We start from the raw sequence: 19,355 nt of genomic DNA on the forward strand, positions 1-19,355 counted from the left end.
GTCTCCCATCTATTCGTTTATTCACGATTGAAGGTCGTGTGTGCTTTAACGATTGAAGGTCGCTTGAGCAGTATTCATTATAACATGCTTGGTTGGAGAAGACAAGGAAAGGAGCCAATCTTGACTCCTTTGTTGAAAAAATTGTTTTAACCTTGTCCTTTCTTTTCTAAACCGAAAATGAAACGGTAATCGATAAAGATGCCCATGATTGAATAGACGCATAAAAACAGCCTACGCTTACTTTCCATTATTCCGTGATTGAATGTATTTAACAATAGTATAGATAAGAAAGGCAAGCATGATTGCCAGATAGCTAACTATAAGGAAAACATGCTTAAAAATAATAGTATCAAATGAACTCACGATAGCTAATAATAGATTTATAATAAATACTATAGTCGCAAATAGTTGTACTTTTTTATCTTTCATAACTAGTCCCAGCCTAAATTACTTTCCAATATCCTACCGAAATTATAGCCGGTAATAAAGCCTGACATATAACCTGTTGCTGCACCACAAGTAGCTAAAATGAATGCATAGGTAACTGTACCAATAACTGGTAAGTTTATTGTCCCTAGTGCTGCACCAGCTGCCGCACCAGTTATAGCTCCTGCTATTCCGCCTGCGACAGCACCTACACCTCCACAAAGCATGGCAAGCCACCCTTCGCCATCAAGATACATCATTTCTTGTTCATCAATAGTAACATAGTTGTTTGGTAATACGAGTTCCATCAAAATTCTCCTTTTTTATTAAGCATGGTTAGGATAGTTTCCTAACAAGTGATTGTCGACTGTGTTTATAGCACTTAGTTACCTAGATAGCTTTCCTTTATCATGTCTGATTTTAAGCCGTTCTAAGATTTAATCCATATTTCTATTACTTGCTATTTTTAAATAATTCGTATTCCTTTTCTTTGATAAATGGAACTGAAAAATTAGAAAAAATTAGTAGAATCGAAAACAGATATCCGTCTTTTTGTATCACTAAAACATAACTTAAAAATATATAGACCATCAAATCTAGTGCAAGAAGAGAAAATATCCTCCTTTTCATCATCTCACTTGAATTAAAGATTCTGTTTAATAGAAGCTTTATCGTAGTATCTACACAAATTTTTATCAAAAAGATAAGAGCCAATACACGATTATCAACTGTATCATGAAGAATAAATGGAAATATAGTTAATATAAAACTAGAAATCTCTAAATATTTTATCCAAGGAGATTGAGACATCTTACTTTTAAACTGACTGATTTTCCTATATTCACTAGCTAATCTAGTATCAAAATCTCTACCAATTTTATTAAAGATTAAGAACTCCAGAATAAAAATACTTATTAATACGATATAAGTAGAAACGTTTCCTGGGAAAAATTTATTGATTAAAATTGGAAAACTCATTAACAGAATCGAATTTATGGCTAGACAGATAGATACTATTTTATTTTTCACAGAATATAGAGGTAGTGATACTATTGAGTAGATAAATGCTAAAAAAATAAGCAAAAAATACTCCGTGTTACTTATAATCGGATTAAATGATAAAAATATATACACCCAACACACGATAATATGTATTTTTCGAATGTTATCTACATTACTCATCTTACTGTCGCAGATATGAATCCATCCCAAGGATAGGGGTTTCCGTTAATATCACAACCTCTATTAAGAGCACCATATCCAATACAGTAAGCTATTCTTCCTGCAGCCCCAGCCAATACACCTGCCGCTGCACCAATAAGCCAACCTCCAAGGCCTCCAACTTTAATATAGTTTATTAGTTTTTTGGTTAAAACTGCAGCTCCAGCTAATGCTATAAAAGTCCCTGGGCTCATAGCTAAAGCTGCACAAATTCCTTGACAATCACTCTTGCTTAAATAAGCCCCCCATCAAGATACATCATCTCTTCTTGCTCAAGAGCAACATAATTATTTGGTAATACGAGTTCCATTTATTTTCTCCTTTTTTATTAAGCATGGTTAGGATAGCTTCCTAACAAGTGATCGTTGACTTTGTTTATAGCACTTAGTTACCTAGATAAGATATCTTTCCTTTATCTTACTTTATTTTATAGGTGACTTAATGTTTAAAACCAATTATTGCTTGAAACTTAGCATTTCCAAAATCCAATCAAGATAGGTTTCTTTATCATAGACAATCCGCACTTCAACTGGCATATCCTTGTGGAGGACGACTGTCTCACTTCCATGTTTTAGAGTTAAGGTTTCTAATTCTATCATGACTTTATAAAGGCTGATATTCCCTTCTTTCGTTTCTTGGGAAATTGTTCCTGAATCAATCTGTCTGACTTGTCCCTTCAGTGTTCCATATTTTTGACTATTTACACCAGTAATAGCAACATCAACTTTTGCTCTTTTTGAAACACGAGAAATATCACTCGCAAGTACAAAAGCCTCTACATAGTAACCTTTTTCTTTCCCTGAAACTTCTGCTATCGTTTGCCCCTGCTGAATAGACATTCCTTGTTTCAAAGGTACCAGATAATGCAGAGTACCTTCATTTGGCGCTAATATACTATGTGCTTTATCTTGACCTGTTGCCACTCCAAGATTAGCCTCAAGCTCTGTAATACTTTTATTGTTGTTTGAACGAGCAGTACCTAACTCACTAATTAATTGAGCATAAATATTATAAGCCTGAGAAGTTGGATTATTATAGGTACGGTTCATATCCTTAATATTGCTTTGTTGACTATCAATCTCGCTATTCTTAGAAGTAATATTTGTTTTTAATGCTTCGATTTTTGTTGTTATTTCTGATATCTTAGTTTCTAACTTAGCTTTGTTATCAGCTGATGTCGTATCTGATAGAGAAGGTGAGTCTCCTTGCTGTTGAAGTTGAAGCAATTCATTTTGTAGAGCTTGCAAGTCGGCATCTAACTGATTTCTTTCAGCTGTTATTTTATTCAACTTCGTATATTCATCCTGAATCTTTGAATACTGGGTACCATTATTATAATTTTCCGAGTTTAACTGAGACAGATAGTATTCAACTTTCCCATAATATTCCTGTTCTTCACCAGAATTAGATAAATGATTGTATTTCTCATTTAATGATTGTTCAAATTTTTGAAAAATAGCTTCTTTTGCGCGTAACTTCTCCAATTGTTTATTCAAAGAGCTCGCTTGTAAACCTTCTTGTCCACTTGATAACGAAATAATGACATCTCCTGCATTTACCATATCTCCTTCTGACTTATGTAAAGTAACTACCTTCCCTGAACTAATTGCTGATAGGAACTCTGTACCTGTTATAACTGAATTCCCATTCGCTTTTACAATATAGTTTTTGGGTATATAAGCTGCACCAATCAATGCACCGCTTAAGACAATAGCAGTTGAAATAATGAGAATAAACGCAAAAGCTGGTGGTCTCTTATCAAAGAAAATACGAGAATAACGTAATTCTGATTTATTATATAATTTCATAGGCTTACAATTGGTCTAAAAATATCTACTACCATTTTTTCAGGAGAAGAATTAACATAAACTGTATAGACAATCCCATCCGTTTGAATATCATTTTCATAGACATATAGGTCCAATTTAGAATACGCATACTGCATATACTCAGGGCTATCTTCAAAACGAACATATAAACAATATGGAACAGAGATGGAATCCTGTACATCATAAATATTACTGTACTGTTGAGCATTATGAGCTTGAATATAAAAATCAAAATCAGTCGTTATTAATCCATCATCATGAATAGTTGTACCACAACTTTTTACAATTAATGGACCAAAAATTTGTGCTTTTAACAACTGCAAATGTTGATAAAACTTTTCAATCTCTTAATTTATATTTTCTACTTTTATATCATACAACTTTTTACAGATAACTGACTTTAATACTAGTTTTTTATTATCTTGAATCTCCAGTTTAGCCATAAGTAACCTCCTCTGCATCTAACATAACCGACGGTTCTACTTGTTGCTTCATATAAAAACTCTGTAACTCGACCATTCTAGCATATTTTCCATTTTTAGCCATTAATTCCTCATGAGTCCCATATTCTACAATGGAACCATTCTCCAAAAAACATATCTTATCACATCGAAGAATTGTAGACAGCCTGTGGGCTACTACAATTGTTGTCTTATCTATTATTTTATTAAAGATTAAATCCTGAATAATCTGTTCACTAAATGAATCTAAGTTAGAGGTTGCCTCATCAAATATATACAAGTCAGCTTTACTCAGCAGTGCTCTTGCAATAGCCAATCGTTGTTTCTCTCCACCCGAGAAATTTTGACCGCCTTCTTCTACGAAGGAGCCATAACGATTTTGAAGGCGTTGAATCGTATCATGAATACCAACAATACGACAAACTCTCACCATATCCTCATATGTGACAGAAGGATTACCAATTTTTAGATTATCAATAATTGTCCCTGTAAAGAGTTCTATGGTTTGAGGAATGTAGGAAATTTTCTTACGTAATTTACCATAGTCAAGGTCTGATAAGTCATTTGCTCCTATACAAATTTTCCCATCACTAGGGTTTATAAATCGTAATAATAAACGAACTATCGTACTTTTTCCTGCTCCACTTTCTCCAACAAAAGCTATTTTTTCTCCTTGTTTAATTCGCAAATTAAAGCTCTTGATAACAGGAGGGCGCGAACCATAGGCAAATGTTACATCTTTAAACTCAATATCATCACACAAGGTGAAGGCTCTAATACTATAATCCAAGGCAATGTCTTCACGATCTACTTCCATCAATTCTTGAAGTCGACTAACCGCAACCTGTACCTCTTGAAAGGTTAACTGCAAACCAACTAGATTCTGAATAGGTTCTGTAAAATATTGACTTAATGTCTGAAAAACCAAGAGGTCCCCAATAGTCATTTTTCCATCAATGATAAATAAGGCGCCCACTCCCATAAATAATAACCCACCCATGGTTGAGGTCATTGAGGATATTGTAGACTGAATATTCTTCAAAACACCCTCTTTATAACCAATTTCTAAAGTATGAACAAATTTTTCTTCAATTTTGTTTAAACGTTGTTCCTCGTCATGTTGAGACTTAATGGTATCAATGTTACGAATGGATTCAATTAACTGTGAATTAAGAAGTCCATTTGCTTCCATTTGTTCATGATTAATTTTTTTATAAGGCTTTTTAAAACAGTATATAAGAATGATGTTAACAATAACCATAAAAACTAATATCAGAAATAAAGATTGATTAATAGTCCAAAGGACAACCGCACTAATAACTGACAAGGTGATATCCATGACTAATGAAATAGAGACTGACGTAAACACATTCTTGATTGTCATCGCATCTTGAAATCTTGTTAAAACATCACCAACTCTACGACTTCCAAAAAAACTATAAGGAAGGTGAATAATATGGTCATAATATCCCATTAAAACCGGTATATCAATTTTTCGAGATAGAAACAAAAGAACGTGCTGACGAAATGCAGATAGAAGAGTCTGTAAGAACGACACTATTCCAAATACTATCAAGAACATATACAGACTATTTTTTAAAGCATATGGAATCACCTCGTCCATGATAACTTTTGAAAAGAGACTCGATAAAATACCAATGATGCTTAAAACAAAGGAAGCTAATATGACTGTACTAATCAAGCCTTTTTGATTAAAAATTAACCTTCCAAATAAATCAAGAAGTCCTTTTCCCTTTAGTTTCCCTCTTTCAAAATCCGAATTTGGAACCATAAAAAGAGTAATACCTTAATAAATTTCTTCCAGTTCGTCACTTGACATCTTGCGTATGCCACTAGCAGGGTCTGCTACGTAGAATTTACTATTCCTTTTGATACTATGTAGTACCACAAAATGATTTTGACCTAAATCATTCTTAACTTGAAGAATCGCAGGAAATGTTAATTTTGGAGTCAAATCTTCCAGTGCTACTCGAACAGCTTTTACTGTAAAATTCAACTTATTCAGACCTGAAACAATACCACTGACAGTCGTTCCATACATGTCTGTACCAATAATTTCCCGAATCTTCATGATTGATAGTTCCTTTTTGTAAGATAAAAGAACTGTTGAAACAACTGCCGCAGCACAATCTGACTGATCATGTTGCATCGTACAAGGATATTTTTTTAACATAGAAATACTCAATTCTTTAGAATTAATCTAACTTTTCTTTGATGTCACCCAAACCTCAATCACTGCCCAGTAGTTCTTGATATCTTTCCAAGCATTGTAGTACAGCAGATTTTTGTCCAAGGACTGAGCTTCCTTTAACAACCCAAGCTCCCTTATATTATATCGGCCAGCCCCATGGAAAGATTATGGCCAGACTAATCAATGATATAATACATACTAGAATACAAAATATTTTTTTATTCATACTTTTCTCCTATCTTTATTTTCTACCTACATAGTACCTCTTATTAAGCTCATTTCAAAATTACGTTAACTTTTTTCACAACTTTATTTCGACTTTCTTTTTTTACTTTTTACATTGCTATGATACAATATTTTTAACAAGATTTTATTGTTTGTTAACTTTTTTCACGGAAAGGAGCAAATCATGCGTTATGATTTCGGAAAGGTCTATAAAGAAATACGTGAGTCAAAGGGGCTGACCCAAGAAGAGGTCTGTGGGGGTGTTCTCTCAAGAACTAGCTTATCAAAGATTGAAAGTGGCAAGACAACCCCAAAATATGAAAATATGGAATTTCTTCTCCGTCAAATCAATATGAGTTTTGAAGAGTTTGAATATATCTGTCAACTTTATCAACCGAGCCAACGAACAGAAATCATGCAAACCTATCTTAATATGCGTTCCATTATCGGGACCAGCGATCTTGTCAATTTATTTCAAAAATGCCAAAACTATCTCAAGACCCACCACGATCTCCCTATAGAAGAAATCAGAGACATGCTTGAAGTTGTCATTTATATCCGTCAACACGGGGCAGGGGAACTATCAGATCACGCAGAACAGGTTGTCAAAAAACTTTGGAGAAAGATTGAAAAACAAGATACATGGTATGAAAGTGACCTAAAAATCCTCAATACCATCCTTTTCAGCTTGCCCATTGAACACCTCCATCTCATCACTGGAAAAATCTTGCAACGCTTAGAAGTCTATAAAAACTATCAACATTTATATGACTTGCGAATGACAATTCTATTAAACCTTTCCACACTCTATCTATACAATCAAGATAAAAACATGTGTAAGCAAATCTGCTACACTTTACTGGAGGATGCCAAGAACAAAAAAAGCTATGATAGGCTTGCTATCTGCTATGTCCGTATTGGGATTTGTACAGACGATTCTAAACTTATCCAAAAAGGGTTCTCCCTTCTGGAGCTAACCGAAGAAACTTCTATGCTGTCTCATCTCAAAAAAGAAGTGGAGACCTATTATCAACCAAAGGAAATAATATAAAAAAGTCGAGGGGTTTCCTCGACCTTTTCATATTATTCTGCTCGTTATTTCTTAATACCAACCGTTGTTAAGCCAGAAGTTTTTAGCTCTGCCAAGCCACATAGTGTGCTTACTACTATGTGTCCATGTCACCATGAATCGCCGAGCGGTTTAACGAGAAAGTATGACTTTTACGTTTATCCCAACTCAATTATGACATTTTTTTCAAAAGTCAATATATCTCACTTTTTAACGACAAAAAAGAGGCTGTCAATCACCCAACCTCTTATCAATCTATCACTTTCTAACTTCATTCGCTTTCTTAGCAACTGCAATCTGGTATTTCACTTGGTCAAATCCTGTACCTCCCAAGGAATTTCGTCTTTGAACAGCAGTTTTAGGTTGCAAGTAGACATAAATATCCTCGGCAATGAGGGAATGATAGGTTTGCAATTCATCCAAAGTCCAATCTTGAATATTTTTAGCAGATTTGATAGAGTCTAACACTAATCTTCCCACAACCTCATGAGCTTCTCTAAATGGCAAGCCTTTGCCTGCCAAATAATCTGCCAACTCAGTTGCATTTGAAAAGTCCTTCTCTGTAGATTCTTGCATTTTTTCCTTGTTTACCTGCAAGCTGGATAACATACCTGCCAATACATCAAGGGAATTTAAAATCGTTTCAACCGTATCAAACATCCCTTCCTTATCCTCTTGCAAATCCTTATTATAAGCTAAGGGCAAGGACTTCATGACTGTCAATAGTCCAAACAGATTCCCATAAACTCTACCAGTCTTTCCTCGAATCAACTCAGCCATATCTGGGTTTTTCTTTTGGGGCATAATAGAGGAACCTGTTGTAAACGTATCTGACAAGGTAATGAATTGGTACTCAAAGCTACACCAATTGATCATTTCTTCACAAAAACGGCTCATATGCATCATGAGTATGCTGGCATTAGACAGAAATTCTAAGATAAAATCGCGGTCACTAACAGCATCCAAAGAATTTGTATAAGGTTGCTTAAACTCTAACAAATCGCTAGACAATTGGCGATCAATGGGGAAAGTCGTCCCTGCCAAAGCTGCCGCACCTAGAGGGCACAGGTCTGTATGCTTCTGGTTAAATTCAAAACGTTCACTGTCTCTCTGAAACATATTGTAGTAAGCCATCAGGTGGTGGGCAAAACTAATAGGCTGAGCATGTTGCAGATGGGTATAGCCCGGCATGATCGTCTCCACATGATTTTCCGCCAAGTCTAATAAAACACCTTTGAGATGAGCCAGTTTATCTAGGACATGGCCAAGTTGCTCCTTGAGATACAAGTGCATATCTGTCGCAACTTGGTCATTTCGAGAACGAGCTGTATGTAACTTCCCTGCAAGGGGACCAATTTTTTCTGTCAGCAATACTTCCATATTCATATGAATATCTTCGTTTGCGATATCAAAGTCAAGTTGGCCTGCCTCTAGCTCTTCTAAAAGTTCTTTCAAGCCTGCTTGAATCTTTTCTGACTCATTAAAACTCAAAATGCCCGTCTGACCCAACATCTGAACGTGGGCTAAGGAACCAATCAAATCAAATTTAGCTAATTTCTGGTCAAAAGATATACTCGCACCAAAGCGCTCTACCCAGTCTTCGACAGTACCTTCAAAGCGACCACCCCATAATTTTGTATTCTTAGCCATATCACATCCACCTCTCTATCCAATCGTCCTATTTGGCGCTTTTTTGAACCTCAGAATGAACCTTGGTTGGAAGTCCCCACAACTTAATAAAGCCAACAGCCGCATCTTGGTCAAAGGTATCTGCACTGGTATACGTCGCCAAATTTTCATCGTAAAGTGAATTTGGTGATTTCCGAGCCACGACCTGAGCACTCCCCTTATACAGTTTAACTTTTGCAGTCCCATTGACAACTTTTTGAGTCTCTTTAATATAAGCAATCAAGGCTTGTGTAGCCGGACTAAACCACAAAGCATTATAAATTAGATTTGATAATTCATTTTCTATGATTGGTTTAAAATGAGCCACTTCTCTCACAAGCGTCAAGTCCTCAATTTCCTTATGAGCCGTCAGCAAGATCACTGCACCTGGACACTCATAGATTTCTCTTGATTTAATCCCAACCAAACGATTTTCCACGTGGTCAATCCGTCCGACCCCATGTTTTCCAGCTATTTCATTGAGTTTTTGAATCAAATCTGCCAATTTTAGCCCTTCTCCATTGAGGGAAACTGGAATACCTTCACTAAACTCAATATCAATGTATTCTGGCGTGTCTGGAGCTTCCTCTGGAGAAGATGTGATGCCAAAGGCTTCTTCTGGAGCCTGATTCCATGGATTTTCCAAAATACCACACTCATTGGCACGTCCCCAAAGATTTTGGTCAACAGAGTAGGGATTGTCAAGGTCAGCAGGAACAGGCACCCCATTTTCCTTAGCATAGTGAATTTCTTCCTCACGAGACCATTTCCATTCACGAACTGGCGCAATCACTTTTAAATTGGGATCCAAGGCTGCAATCGATACTTCAAAACGCACTTGGTCATTCCCCTTACCTGTACAACCATGAGCAATTGTAGTCGCTCCTGTCTGATGCGCTATTTCAACCAATTTTTTAGAAATAAGAGGGCGGCTCAAGGCAGATACCAAGGGGTACTTTTGTTCATAGTAGGCATGTGACTGAAGAGCCACTAGCACATAATCTGTAGCAAATTCGTCCTTAACATCAATGACATAAGATTCGACTGCCCCAACCTTAAGAGCCTTATCATGGATGAAATCCAAGTCTTTCCCTTCACCCACATCCATACAAACTGCAACAACATCATAGTCTTTCTTTAGCCAGGTAATAGCAACTGATGTGTCTAAACCGCCAGAATAGGCCAAAATTACTTTTTCTTTACTCATATTCTTTTCCTTCTTTCTATTTTTCAATGGACGCTTTAAAGGCATCCTCAATGAGTTTGTCTAATTCTCCAGACTCCTTCAACTTTTGAATGGTTTTATCGACTGCCTCTTTCAATTCCTTGCTATCTTTTTTCATGGCGACCGCGTAGGAATCATCTTGCTCTTTTTCAAAATTGAGGTCTGCGATTGCTAAATCAGGATTATTTTCCACAAATCCCTTGGCAACTGGTTCTTCAAAAATAACGGCATCCACTTGTCCTGATTTTAAATCTGTGATTAAATTCCCATTTTTAGGCAGAGATACGAGGGATGAATTTTGTAGCAAATCTTTCGCCATCGTTTCTTGAATCGAACCTTTCTGTGCTCCAACCTTTTTCTGCGCTAAGTCGTTGACAGACTGATAAGTGGCTAAATCAGATTTTTTGACAATGAGCTTATTTTTTGAAGTATAGTAGGGAGTTGAAAAATCAAACACCTTGCTCCGTTCATCTGTCTTAGAAACACCAGATATGGCAAGATCGGCTTTTCCTGATTGAACACTAGCCAGTACATTGTCAAAACTCATGGGAGATAGTTCCAATTCGACACCTAGTTCTGTTGCGATAGCCTTGGCTAATTCGATATCTGAACCCACAATCTGATTTTTCCCATCAACCACTTTTTGATATTCAAATGGAGCAAAATCTGGATTGAGAGCTACAACCAATTTCCCTTTGGACTTGATGGCTTCAATTCCAGCCGATTGATTGTTACTACAAGCAAATAGTAGGGGGAGCATCACTAAACCAAACATCGTCATCAACACCTTCTTCATCTTATTCATAACAAAGCCTCCTTTATGTTTATTCTTTTTAGTTGTATAAATAATACTCCTATACTCATCATTTGTCAAGCCTAAATTGAAAAAATTTTCAATTTGAAACAAAAAAACCTAGAAATACTACATAAAAATGTCATTCCTAGGCGTATTTATGCTATTTCTCTCTAGAAAACATGAGTATTCAGTCAATCAAAAGAAGCCGAACGAACTCATTTCCCCTCGCCCAATTCAATGATTCGATAACATTGTTGGGCTACATAAGCATCGTGGGTCACAATAATAACTGTTTTCCCCTCGCGATTCATCTCTAAGAGAAACTTCAAGACCAAATCTCTATTTTCAGGATCCAGAGAACCTGTTGGTTCATCGGCTAAAATCAGCTGACTGGGTTTTAAGATGGCTCTAGCAACTGCAATTCGTTGTTGTTCGCCACCAGACAACTCGGAGACCTTTTGATGCAAAGTAGCTGACAAACCTACTCTCTCTAAAATCTCTTCCACCTTTTTGAGCTTGTCTTTCTTGGACAATTTCACATATTTCAGTGCCAGCATGAGATTGTACTCGACCGTTTCATCATCAATCAGGGCAAAATTTTGAAACAGATAAGAGATATGTTCACGGATTATTGTTTGCGACTTGGCAGAATTAACCGCTAGATTTGTCTGACCAAAAATCTCATACCGTCCGCTATAATCACCATCTATCAAACCTAATAAATTTAACAAGGTCGACTTACCACTACCACTTTTTCCAACAATGGCTACCAAATCTCCCTGATCAATCCTGAGAGATAAGTTATCCAAAATCACTTTTCCTCCAATGGTTTTGGTAATATTTTCTAACTCAATCATAAGATGCCCCCTTTCAATAATTCTACTAGACTTCTTTTCTCCATCCTAGAAGCCAATACTAGCACAAATAGTATATCCAGACATGTAAAGCCTGCAAACAGCAGGAGTGGCAAGAGCGCATGGGCAAAGAAAATCAATACTAGAAGAGGGAGACTATAGCCCAACAAGAGCAGAACTAGAAGAGGGCGGTAGCGATCGACCAGTTTCCACCCCATAAACTTCTTGGTAATGATATCCCTGCGCTTCAACAAGAAAGTAGTAACGAGTAAAAAGTAGGAAATCATCATGCTAAGGAGACCAAACAAAGCAAAGAGTAGGTTAAAATTCCGAACAGCATCTCTATAAGAATCCACTTTCTCTTGTTGAATGGCTTGAATAGATGAAAATTTTAAATAATTTCCATCTGACAATTTCTCAACTAACTCTGTAATCTCTTTTTGATGTTGAACCGTATTTTCAATTTTAATCGGATTATTTAAGCCAGTTGTTGACAGGGAGGCTTTCTCATCCCACATCATATCAGAATCATTTACCAAGCTAATAATTGGATTGGAGAGATTTTCCTTTCGCTTATCACTATATGGGAAAAATGACCAATCTCCTTCATAATAGGCAATCTCGACATCCATCTCCTCTATCGTTCGTTTTTGCTGCTCTTCATACTTCATCGAATGAAAGGCAATTAACTTCCCCAAGAGCTGATTTTTATCTTCTTCACCTTTCGTACTTGCTGGCATCAAAATAACTTTTTTAATACCGGTATCTGGTAGCTTGAATCCCTTGCTCTTTAGAAAATTGCGATTGGCATAGTAAACATCCACCGTATCTGTTAACTGATATTGCTGAATCTGTTCTGATTGGACAAAATTTTTTACAGGAAGACTGCTACTCTGCACATAGCCCGCCTGCGTTTTTTCTACCAAATCCTGATAAAATCGATAGAAATAATCTGTAGATTTCCCTGACCCTGCTAGCTCTTCTTGCCACAGATTATCATTGAGTTTGAATGTTTCTAAGGTCAGGTAATTGCCTTGGCTTACCCACTGTTGCTGATAAGCAAGTTCTTTGTTTTCTTGTTCTAGACTTCTGCCTACCCCAATCAGTAAAACCGTCAATAAAATAGTTGTCCCTATTTTCATCACATAATTGAAGACGAGACCAAGTTTGACAGATGAAAAACCCTTCAACATGGAGCTGACTGTCATTTTCTGAATCATCAGGTAGGTCAGCCAACTGATGAACAAATACAACTGTAAAAGCAGAAATTGGGATAAGAGTAAACTTGGGAACAGAAGTTTTGGTCTGTAGTCCAGCACTAAAAATAGTCCCAAGTCAATGACAAGACTTCCACCCAGGAGAAGATAAAAATTAGTCTTTACAAAACCAGCTAAAATCGCCCTGCTTTGGAAACCAAGTAACTTTTGAACCCCCACTCGTTTCATCTCCATCATCGGCTGATAAACTGTCATTAAAATCACAAGCAAGATTGCCAAGATAAAGATAATGATAGATAGTAACAAAGCTTGATTTAGCACTCCAACCTGACTTCGGTAAGTGGGTTCTAATAAAATCGTCTTATCTATCTGGAAAAAATCACTCCACTTTTGTAGAATGGTATCATGATCTATCTCTTTGCTAGAGGTAATCATGTAGCGTCCATTTACAGTATGGGATTTATCCTCAATATAGGATTGGAAGGTCTGGAGTCGAATGAGTTTCACCTTTAAAAAGGTGGGAATGGTTCCTAGATTATTGGGAAGGTCCTGGTTGCTGTAGACTCCCTTCTCATTCTTTGAGAAATCAAGAGAAGTCAGACCGAACTCCTGATAGGGGAAGGTTTCCTTATCAAAAACACCAGCCTTGACGGCCTCATCTCCATTATCTACTTTGATAATAGAGACCTTGTCTTGACTTGCAACCTCTTCAAAAAACTGGAGAATAGTTTCTGTCGGTTTAGTGACATCTTTCAAGTACAAGTCAAATGAATAAGTTGTCTTGCCCATCTCCTGAATCCGCACTATTTCTCGTGTAACATTTACATTCAGGACAAAAAACGTAGTACACAGTAAGAGCAGGAGCATACAAAGATGACTGATTTTTTTCATAGAGATACCTCCCGTGAAGAGACGAAACTGGAAAAAAACTAACTTTCCAATAAAGCCACACAGTGATTCTCTCAGCTTAATTGTGTTCAAGGCTGAAAACACTGTGTGGTTTTTGAATGTTTAGAGGTTAGTTTTTTGAGCAATCGTCTATCAAAATGTCCGTTTATCTGTCAATAATCCTAGAAAATCTTGTCTCTTTAGGTCTGAGAAGTGTTTGGTAGAAAGACTTCCTTTTTGAAGTCCATCATCTCTAACCTGTAAATAATAGCTATGTTGGCTTGTTTTAATTGTCAAAAAATCGCCAAATACAAAAAATTTTTTCCAGTTACGAATCTCAAATTCTTTCATCTCTGATTTTGGAATGCGGATAAGTCCTTGCCGCAAATCACGATGATGCTCACTTGTGAAAGTCATCCCATTCCCAAGATTTCTTATCAGTAGTTCATCTGGGGTCACCATCACCAGCGCTATTTTAGTTAAGAAAATTTCAACTGTTGGTGGTAAAATCGCCAAGTTGAACCAAGGATGTAGGTAGCGATACGCTAAGAAATAATGAGGCTCCTCACCCAATCCTAGTTGTTTATATAAGGCCTTGACCTCACTATCTAACCTCGCTTCAAAAGACACATCCGAATGCTCTTCTTCCTTCCTCTGATTAAAATAACGCATCCAGACTAGGAAGCTTATAAAGTCTAGGACAAATATTCCTGATAAAAGATATTTTAAATTGTAGTTCATTACTTAACCTCCTGATTAACTTTTCCGCCTAGAGGCCTATCTATTTTGAAAATAGTTCCATAACAACTTTAAATAAAACTGGTGACATTAAAATTAGGATAATTCCTATCACAAATATCATGACTACTCGAAAAAGCTCCTTATTTTTAAACATTTTTCCATCCCTTTTCTAGCTACATCATAATTCTCGACTAAATACAAAGTTAAGGGCACTGAATTTGTCAACGCTTGCACAACCCCCGTTTCACCTATATTATAAATCAACATATATAAACTGTCAAGCAATTTAAGTGATAATATAAATATTTTTAAAAAGAAGAATTATAGTTATATTCCACACATAAAAAAGATAGCTTCTGCTATCCTTGTACATTATCTGACTACTTATCCATCAGATATTGTTCTACCTTGAGTGCCATAACTTCATTATTTTCAATTAGATAGAGCACCTTAGCTTTCATATAATAGTCCTTAGCAACAGAGATATCAAGATCTTCTGTTACATTTCCCAACAAACAATATAAATCTGCTAGCCTAAAGCTACTATGATACTTGTTACAAAATTCAATCATCTCCAATAATAGGGCTCTGGACTTATCCATCTCCTCCTGTTTCCAAAGGTGGTAACAATAATTGTATTTTATTTTGATATACAACTCAATTTGTTCACGCACACTGGTATCGATTTTTGAAAGAGCTACGGAAACCTGTTCATATAGTTGTTCAAATTTCTCCTTATCCTCATCATAGCCTAAGAAAATCAGCAGGGTATTCAAAATATACAAATAATCCACTTTATCAATACTAATCCTACTGAGGATGTCCTCTATTTTTGAAATAGCTAGTTTTAATTGATGTTCACATTGATAGGTTAGAATGGCATCTATCCAGTCCAGATAAATCTTTTCATCAAAAGATAAGGAAGTCTGTTGCTTTCTTTCTCCCTCAAAAGCATATTTCAAAGAGGCATAATCTTGATTTTCCAACAATGTTTCAGACAACCTCTTGAAAGCAGACAAGCCTAGAAACTCTTTCGAAATTTCTCCTGAAAAGAAATAGTCCATATTTAAGCCCATTTTTTCAGATAATTTATATAACAAATCTGCTCCTGGCATATATTTGCCTTGTTCCATTCGACTTATCTGAGTTTGTTGGCAAATTCCTTCTGCCAATTCTTTTTGCGACCAGCCCAGCTCTTTTCGCTTAATTTTTAATCTTGTTGCTAATAATGCATGCATGCTAACCACCACTATTTATATTCTATAAAAACATTATACTACTTTTTTGAGAAGATTATGACATATTGTCTACAAAGGGTGAACAGGTTTCTCAAAATGTAAGAAAAAAGAGCTATTAAAAGCTCTTCCCCTATTTCTTAATACCAGCCGTTGTTAAGCCAAAAGTTTTTAGCGGCTGTCCATGAACCGTAACGTCCTGCAACGTAGGCATCTGCTACACGTTCTTGGTTTTCAGCTGAGTAGTCACCGTTCAAGTATGAATCTGTCAATTGGTAACGTCCGATGTAACGTCCGTTTGTAGCTGTGTAGCTACCGCCTGATTCTTTTTGAGCGATCCATTCTTTGGCTTCTGCTTCAGATCCGCTTACAGTTGAAGCAACCGTTTCTTCTGCTACTGGGGCGCTTGCTACTGGAGTTTCTTCTTCTGCCACCTCTGTAGTTTCTGCCACTGTGGCTGAAACAGTTTCGTCTTGGGCAGCTGGAGCTTCATAAGTCGTTGAAGCTGTGGCTACTGGTGCTGCTGGACCGTCGATAACCAACTCTTGACCAACATAAATCATATGGATGTTGTCAATGTGGTTGTTTTCTGCCAATTTCTCAACAGTTGTGTTGTGAGTTTCAGCGATTTCTGAAAGTGTATCACCTTCTTTAACAGTGTAAGTTGATGATTCTTGAGCAGATACAAATGATGGAGCAAATACTGCAAACAAGGCAGCTACTCCTGCAAGAGTTGTTTTAATCTTTTTAGTTGTTGATTTCATATTTGAAAATTCTCCTTCTTTCTATACTTCTATCATACCCTTTAAATATTACTGTTTCTTGACACTTTTATGTAGAAATATTACAAAATTATTTTTTATTTCCCTAAATAAGGTATTTTTTGTCATAAAAGATACTATTTTTATGCTATTTAAGGTATTAGAAAGGTTTTCATCTACAATTAAAGCCAAGACCTTTATTCTTTGATATAATAGAGATAAGAATTTTTATAAGGGGAAACTGATGAAATCACTTCGTTTTCAATCTGTCTTTGATATCATCGGACCAGTTATGATTGGCCCATCTAGTAGTCATACCGCTGGTGCTGTCCGTATTGGGAAGATTGTCTCTTCCATTTTTGATGATACTCCGACAGAAGTCGAATTCCAACTTTTTAACTCATTTGCCAAAACCTATCGTGGTCACGGAACAGACCTAGCCCTTGTTGCAGGTATTTTAGGCATGGATACAGATGATCCTGAAATCCCAAACAGTCTGGAGATTGCCCACAAACGTGGCATCAAGATTGTCTGGACCATTCAGAAAGACAGCAATGCCCCTCACCCAAACACCACTAAAATTACCGTTAAAAATGCCCATAAAACCATCAGCGTGACTGGTATTTCTATCGGAGGAGGGAACATTCAGGTCACCGAACTCAATGGCTTTGCCGTCTCTCTCAATATGAATACACCGACTATCATCATCGTTCATCAAGATATTCCAGGTATGATTGCCCTCGTAACAGAGGCCCTTTCACGCTATGGTATCAATATCGCCCAGATGAATGTTACTCGTGAAAAAGCTGGTGAAAAAGCTATTATGATTATCGAAGTTGACAGTCGCAACTGTGATGAGGCCATCGAAGAAATTCGAAAAATCCCTCATCTCCATAATGTCAATTTCTTTAAATAGGAGGAAGCATGTTTTATTCTATCAAAGAATTGGTCGAGCAGGCAGAACTGGACTTTCAAGGAAATGTCGCAGAACTCATGATTACAACAGAGTTTGAATTGACCGGTCGCGAACGTGAAGAAGTCCTCCTTCTCATGGAACGCAATCTGGAAGTCATGAAAGCCTCTGTCCAACTTGGCCTCAATGAAAATAAATCTCGTAGTGGCCTGACAGGTGGAGATGCTGCAAAATTGGATCACTACATTAAAAACGGAAAAACTCTGTCAGATTACACGATTCTCTCTGCTGCCCGAAATGCCATCGCAGTCAATGAACACAATGCTAAAATGGGCTTGGTTTGTGCCACTCCGACCGCAGGAAGTGCTGGCTGTCTGCCCTCAGTTCTAACAGCTGCTATTGAAAAATTAGACCTCAATCACGAACAACAGCTGGATTTCCTCTTTGCTGCCGGTGCCTTTGGACTAGTCATCGCAAACAATGCCTCTATCTCAGGTGCTGAAGGTGGCTGTCAGGCCGAGGTTGGTTCGGCCTCTGCTATGAGTGCTGCAGCCTTGACTCTGGCTGCCGGTGGAACACCTTATCAGGCCAGTCAGGCCATTGCCTTTGTCATTAAAAATATGCTGGGCCTCATCTGTGACCCTGTTGCCGGCTTGGTCGAAGTTCCCTGTGTCAAACGCAATGCCATGGGAGCCAGCTTTGCTTTCATCGCAGCAGACATGGCCTTGGCAGAGATCGAATCTAAAATTCCTGTGGATGAAGTTATCGATGCCATGTACCAAGTAGGAGCAAGCATGCCAACTGCCTTTCGTGAAACAGCTGAAGGTGGACTCGCTGCCACCCCTACTGGTCGTCGCCTCCAAAAAGAAATTTTCGGAGAATAAGTTTATCAAATAGGAGAAACCATGACCTCTATCACAGCGATTTTTTTCGATCTGGATGGAACCCTCGTTGACAGTTCTATCGGGATTCACAATGCCTTTACCTATACCTTTAAGGAACTCGGGGTGCCTAGTCCTGATACCAAAACGATTCGTGGTTTTATGGGACCACCTCTCGAAAGTAGTTTTGCGACCTGCCTTCCCAAAGACCAAATTTCTGAGGCTGTCCAGATATACCGTTCCTACTACAAGGCAAAAGGCATCCATGAAGCTCAACTTTTCCCTCAGATTGTAGAATTGCTTCAAGAACTATCTAAGAATTACCCTCTCTACATCACCACTACAAAGAATACTCCAACCGTTCAAGACATGACTAAGAACTTGGGAATCTTTCATTTCTTTGATGGTATTTATGGTTCCAGCCCTGAAACACCCCATAAGGCAGATGTCATTCGCCAAGCCTTGCAGACACATCAACTAGCACCAGAACAAGCCATCATTATCGGAGATACCAAGTTTGATATGCAGGGGGCTCAAGAAACAGGCATTCAGAAATTGGCCGTCACTTGGGGATTTGGAGAGCAAGCAGATCTACTAGACTATCAACCTGATTATATCGCCCACAAACCATTAGAGGTTTTGGCGTATTTTCAATAACATAGACTGGGCGATACCCCCATTTCAGAAGAAAATGGAGCAAGTTTCTACATAACAAAACGCATATTACCAAGGT

At 37.3% G+C, this 19,355-nt stretch carries 17 protein-coding genes and 1 pseudogene; 4 read left to right on the forward strand and 14 right to left on the reverse strand.

The genetic code is table 11. From position 1 onward, the window contains the following. Positions 1 to 431 precede the first annotated feature (431 nt). From N8M09_RS01780 to N8M09_RS01805, 6 genes and pseudogenes are all read right to left on the reverse strand, one after another. Positions 432 to 734: a hypothetical protein gene (locus tag N8M09_RS01780; protein ID WP_261062948.1), complete on the reverse strand. Its 303-nt coding sequence runs from the start codon at positions 732 to 734 to the stop codon at positions 432 to 434. A gap of 145 nt (positions 735 to 879) precedes the next feature. Beyond that, complete coding sequence (locus N8M09_RS01785) at positions 880 to 1,608, reverse strand: hypothetical protein (protein ID WP_261062949.1); 729 nt, start codon at positions 1,606 to 1,608, stop codon at positions 880 to 882. After that, positions 1,605 to 1,841 (reverse strand): argininosuccinate lyase, encoded by a 237-nt coding sequence (locus N8M09_RS01790; RefSeq protein ID WP_261062950.1) that lies wholly within the window; start codon positions 1,839 to 1,841, stop codon positions 1,605 to 1,607. Before N8M09_RS01790 ends, N8M09_RS01785 begins: the two co-directional genes overlap by 4 nt. A gap of 261 nt (positions 1,842 to 2,102) precedes the next feature. After that, positions 2,103 to 3,455, reverse strand: coding sequence for an HlyD family secretion protein (locus N8M09_RS01795; protein ID WP_261062951.1), 1,353 nt, complete (start codon positions 3,453 to 3,455; stop codon positions 2,103 to 2,105). Continuing rightward, complete coding sequence (locus N8M09_RS01800; RefSeq protein WP_261062952.1) at positions 3,452 to 3,793, reverse strand: AraC family transcriptional regulator; 342 nt, start codon at positions 3,791 to 3,793, stop codon at positions 3,452 to 3,454. The genes N8M09_RS01795 and N8M09_RS01800 overlap by 4 nt, the downstream gene beginning before the upstream one ends. A 118-nt stretch (positions 3,794 to 3,911) precedes the next feature. Continuing rightward, positions 3,912 to 6,131: pseudogene (locus tag N8M09_RS01805) on the reverse strand (peptidase domain-containing ABC transporter). A 427-nt stretch (positions 6,132 to 6,558) separates the two neighbouring features. On the opposite strand from N8M09_RS01805, the gene N8M09_RS01810 reads away from it, so the two are divergent. After that, positions 6,559 to 7,425 carry a helix-turn-helix domain-containing protein gene (locus tag N8M09_RS01810; RefSeq protein ID WP_261062953.1) on the forward strand — a complete coding sequence of 289 codons (867 nt, stop codon included), beginning with the start codon at positions 6,559 to 6,561 and terminating at the stop codon, positions 7,423 to 7,425. A gap of 276 nt (positions 7,426 to 7,701) precedes the next feature. On the opposite strand, the gene argH is transcribed toward N8M09_RS01810, so the two are convergent. From argH to apf, 8 genes are all read right to left on the reverse strand, one after another. Continuing rightward, positions 7,702 to 9,093, reverse strand: a complete 1,392-nt coding sequence (argH, locus tag N8M09_RS01815; protein WP_261062954.1) for an argininosuccinate lyase — start codon at positions 9,091 to 9,093, stop codon at positions 7,702 to 7,704. A gap of 28 nt (positions 9,094 to 9,121) precedes the next feature. Further along, positions 9,122 to 10,318, reverse strand: coding sequence for an argininosuccinate synthase (locus tag N8M09_RS01820; RefSeq protein WP_261062955.1), 1,197 nt, complete (start codon positions 10,316 to 10,318; stop codon positions 9,122 to 9,124). A 16-nt stretch (positions 10,319 to 10,334) separates the two neighbouring features. Then, positions 10,335 to 11,141, reverse strand: a complete 807-nt coding sequence (locus tag N8M09_RS01825; protein WP_001038480.1) for an ABC transporter substrate-binding protein — start codon at positions 11,139 to 11,141, stop codon at positions 10,335 to 10,337. Between the two features lie 206 nt (positions 11,142 to 11,347). Further along, a complete protein-coding gene (locus N8M09_RS01830; RefSeq protein ID WP_261062956.1) occupies positions 11,348 to 11,989 on the reverse strand; it encodes an ABC transporter ATP-binding protein in 642 nt (213 codons plus the stop codon). Beyond that, the gene (locus tag N8M09_RS01835) at positions 11,986 to 14,094 is read right to left on the reverse strand and encodes a bacteriocin-associated integral membrane family protein (protein ID WP_261062957.1); all 2,109 of its coding nucleotides are present in this window, start codon (positions 14,092 to 14,094) and stop codon (positions 11,986 to 11,988) included. Before N8M09_RS01835 ends, N8M09_RS01830 begins: the two co-directional genes overlap by 4 nt. 150 nt (positions 14,095 to 14,244) lie before the next feature. Then, positions 14,245 to 14,832, reverse strand: coding sequence for a hypothetical protein (locus tag N8M09_RS01840; RefSeq protein ID WP_261062958.1), 588 nt, complete (start codon positions 14,830 to 14,832; stop codon positions 14,245 to 14,247). A 380-nt stretch (positions 14,833 to 15,212) separates the two neighbouring features. Beyond that, positions 15,213 to 16,070 (reverse strand): helix-turn-helix domain-containing protein, encoded by an 858-nt coding sequence (locus N8M09_RS01845; protein WP_261062959.1) that lies wholly within the window; start codon positions 16,068 to 16,070, stop codon positions 15,213 to 15,215. A gap of 137 nt (positions 16,071 to 16,207) precedes the next feature. After that, positions 16,208 to 16,831: an aggregation-promoting factor gene (gene apf, locus N8M09_RS01850; protein WP_261062960.1), complete on the reverse strand. Its 624-nt coding sequence runs from the start codon at positions 16,829 to 16,831 to the stop codon at positions 16,208 to 16,210. 241 nt (positions 16,832 to 17,072) lie between these two features. Between apf and sdaAB the strand changes: the two genes are divergently transcribed. Genes sdaAB through N8M09_RS01865 form a run of 3 tightly spaced genes read left to right on the forward strand, consistent with a single transcriptional unit; the run spans position 17,073 to position 19,279 of the window. Beyond that, positions 17,073 to 17,744 carry an L-serine ammonia-lyase, iron-sulfur-dependent subunit beta gene (gene sdaAB / locus N8M09_RS01855; RefSeq protein WP_000838912.1) on the forward strand — a complete coding sequence of 224 codons (672 nt, stop codon included), beginning with the start codon at positions 17,073 to 17,075 and terminating at the stop codon, positions 17,742 to 17,744. An 8-nt stretch (positions 17,745 to 17,752) separates the two neighbouring features. Next, positions 17,753 to 18,625: an L-serine ammonia-lyase, iron-sulfur-dependent, subunit alpha gene (sdaAA, locus tag N8M09_RS01860; protein WP_261062961.1), complete on the forward strand. Its 873-nt coding sequence runs from the start codon at positions 17,753 to 17,755 to the stop codon at positions 18,623 to 18,625. 21 nt (positions 18,626 to 18,646) lie between these two features. Next, positions 18,647 to 19,279 (forward strand): HAD family hydrolase, encoded by a 633-nt coding sequence (locus N8M09_RS01865; protein WP_261062962.1) that lies wholly within the window; start codon positions 18,647 to 18,649, stop codon positions 19,277 to 19,279. Positions 19,280 to 19,355 lie beyond the last annotated feature (76 nt).

Origin of the sequence: Streptococcus mitis (assembly GCF_946190375.1) — a bacterium.
GTDB classification, from domain to species: domain Bacteria; phylum Bacillota; class Bacilli; order Lactobacillales; family Streptococcaceae; genus Streptococcus; species Streptococcus mitis_CJ.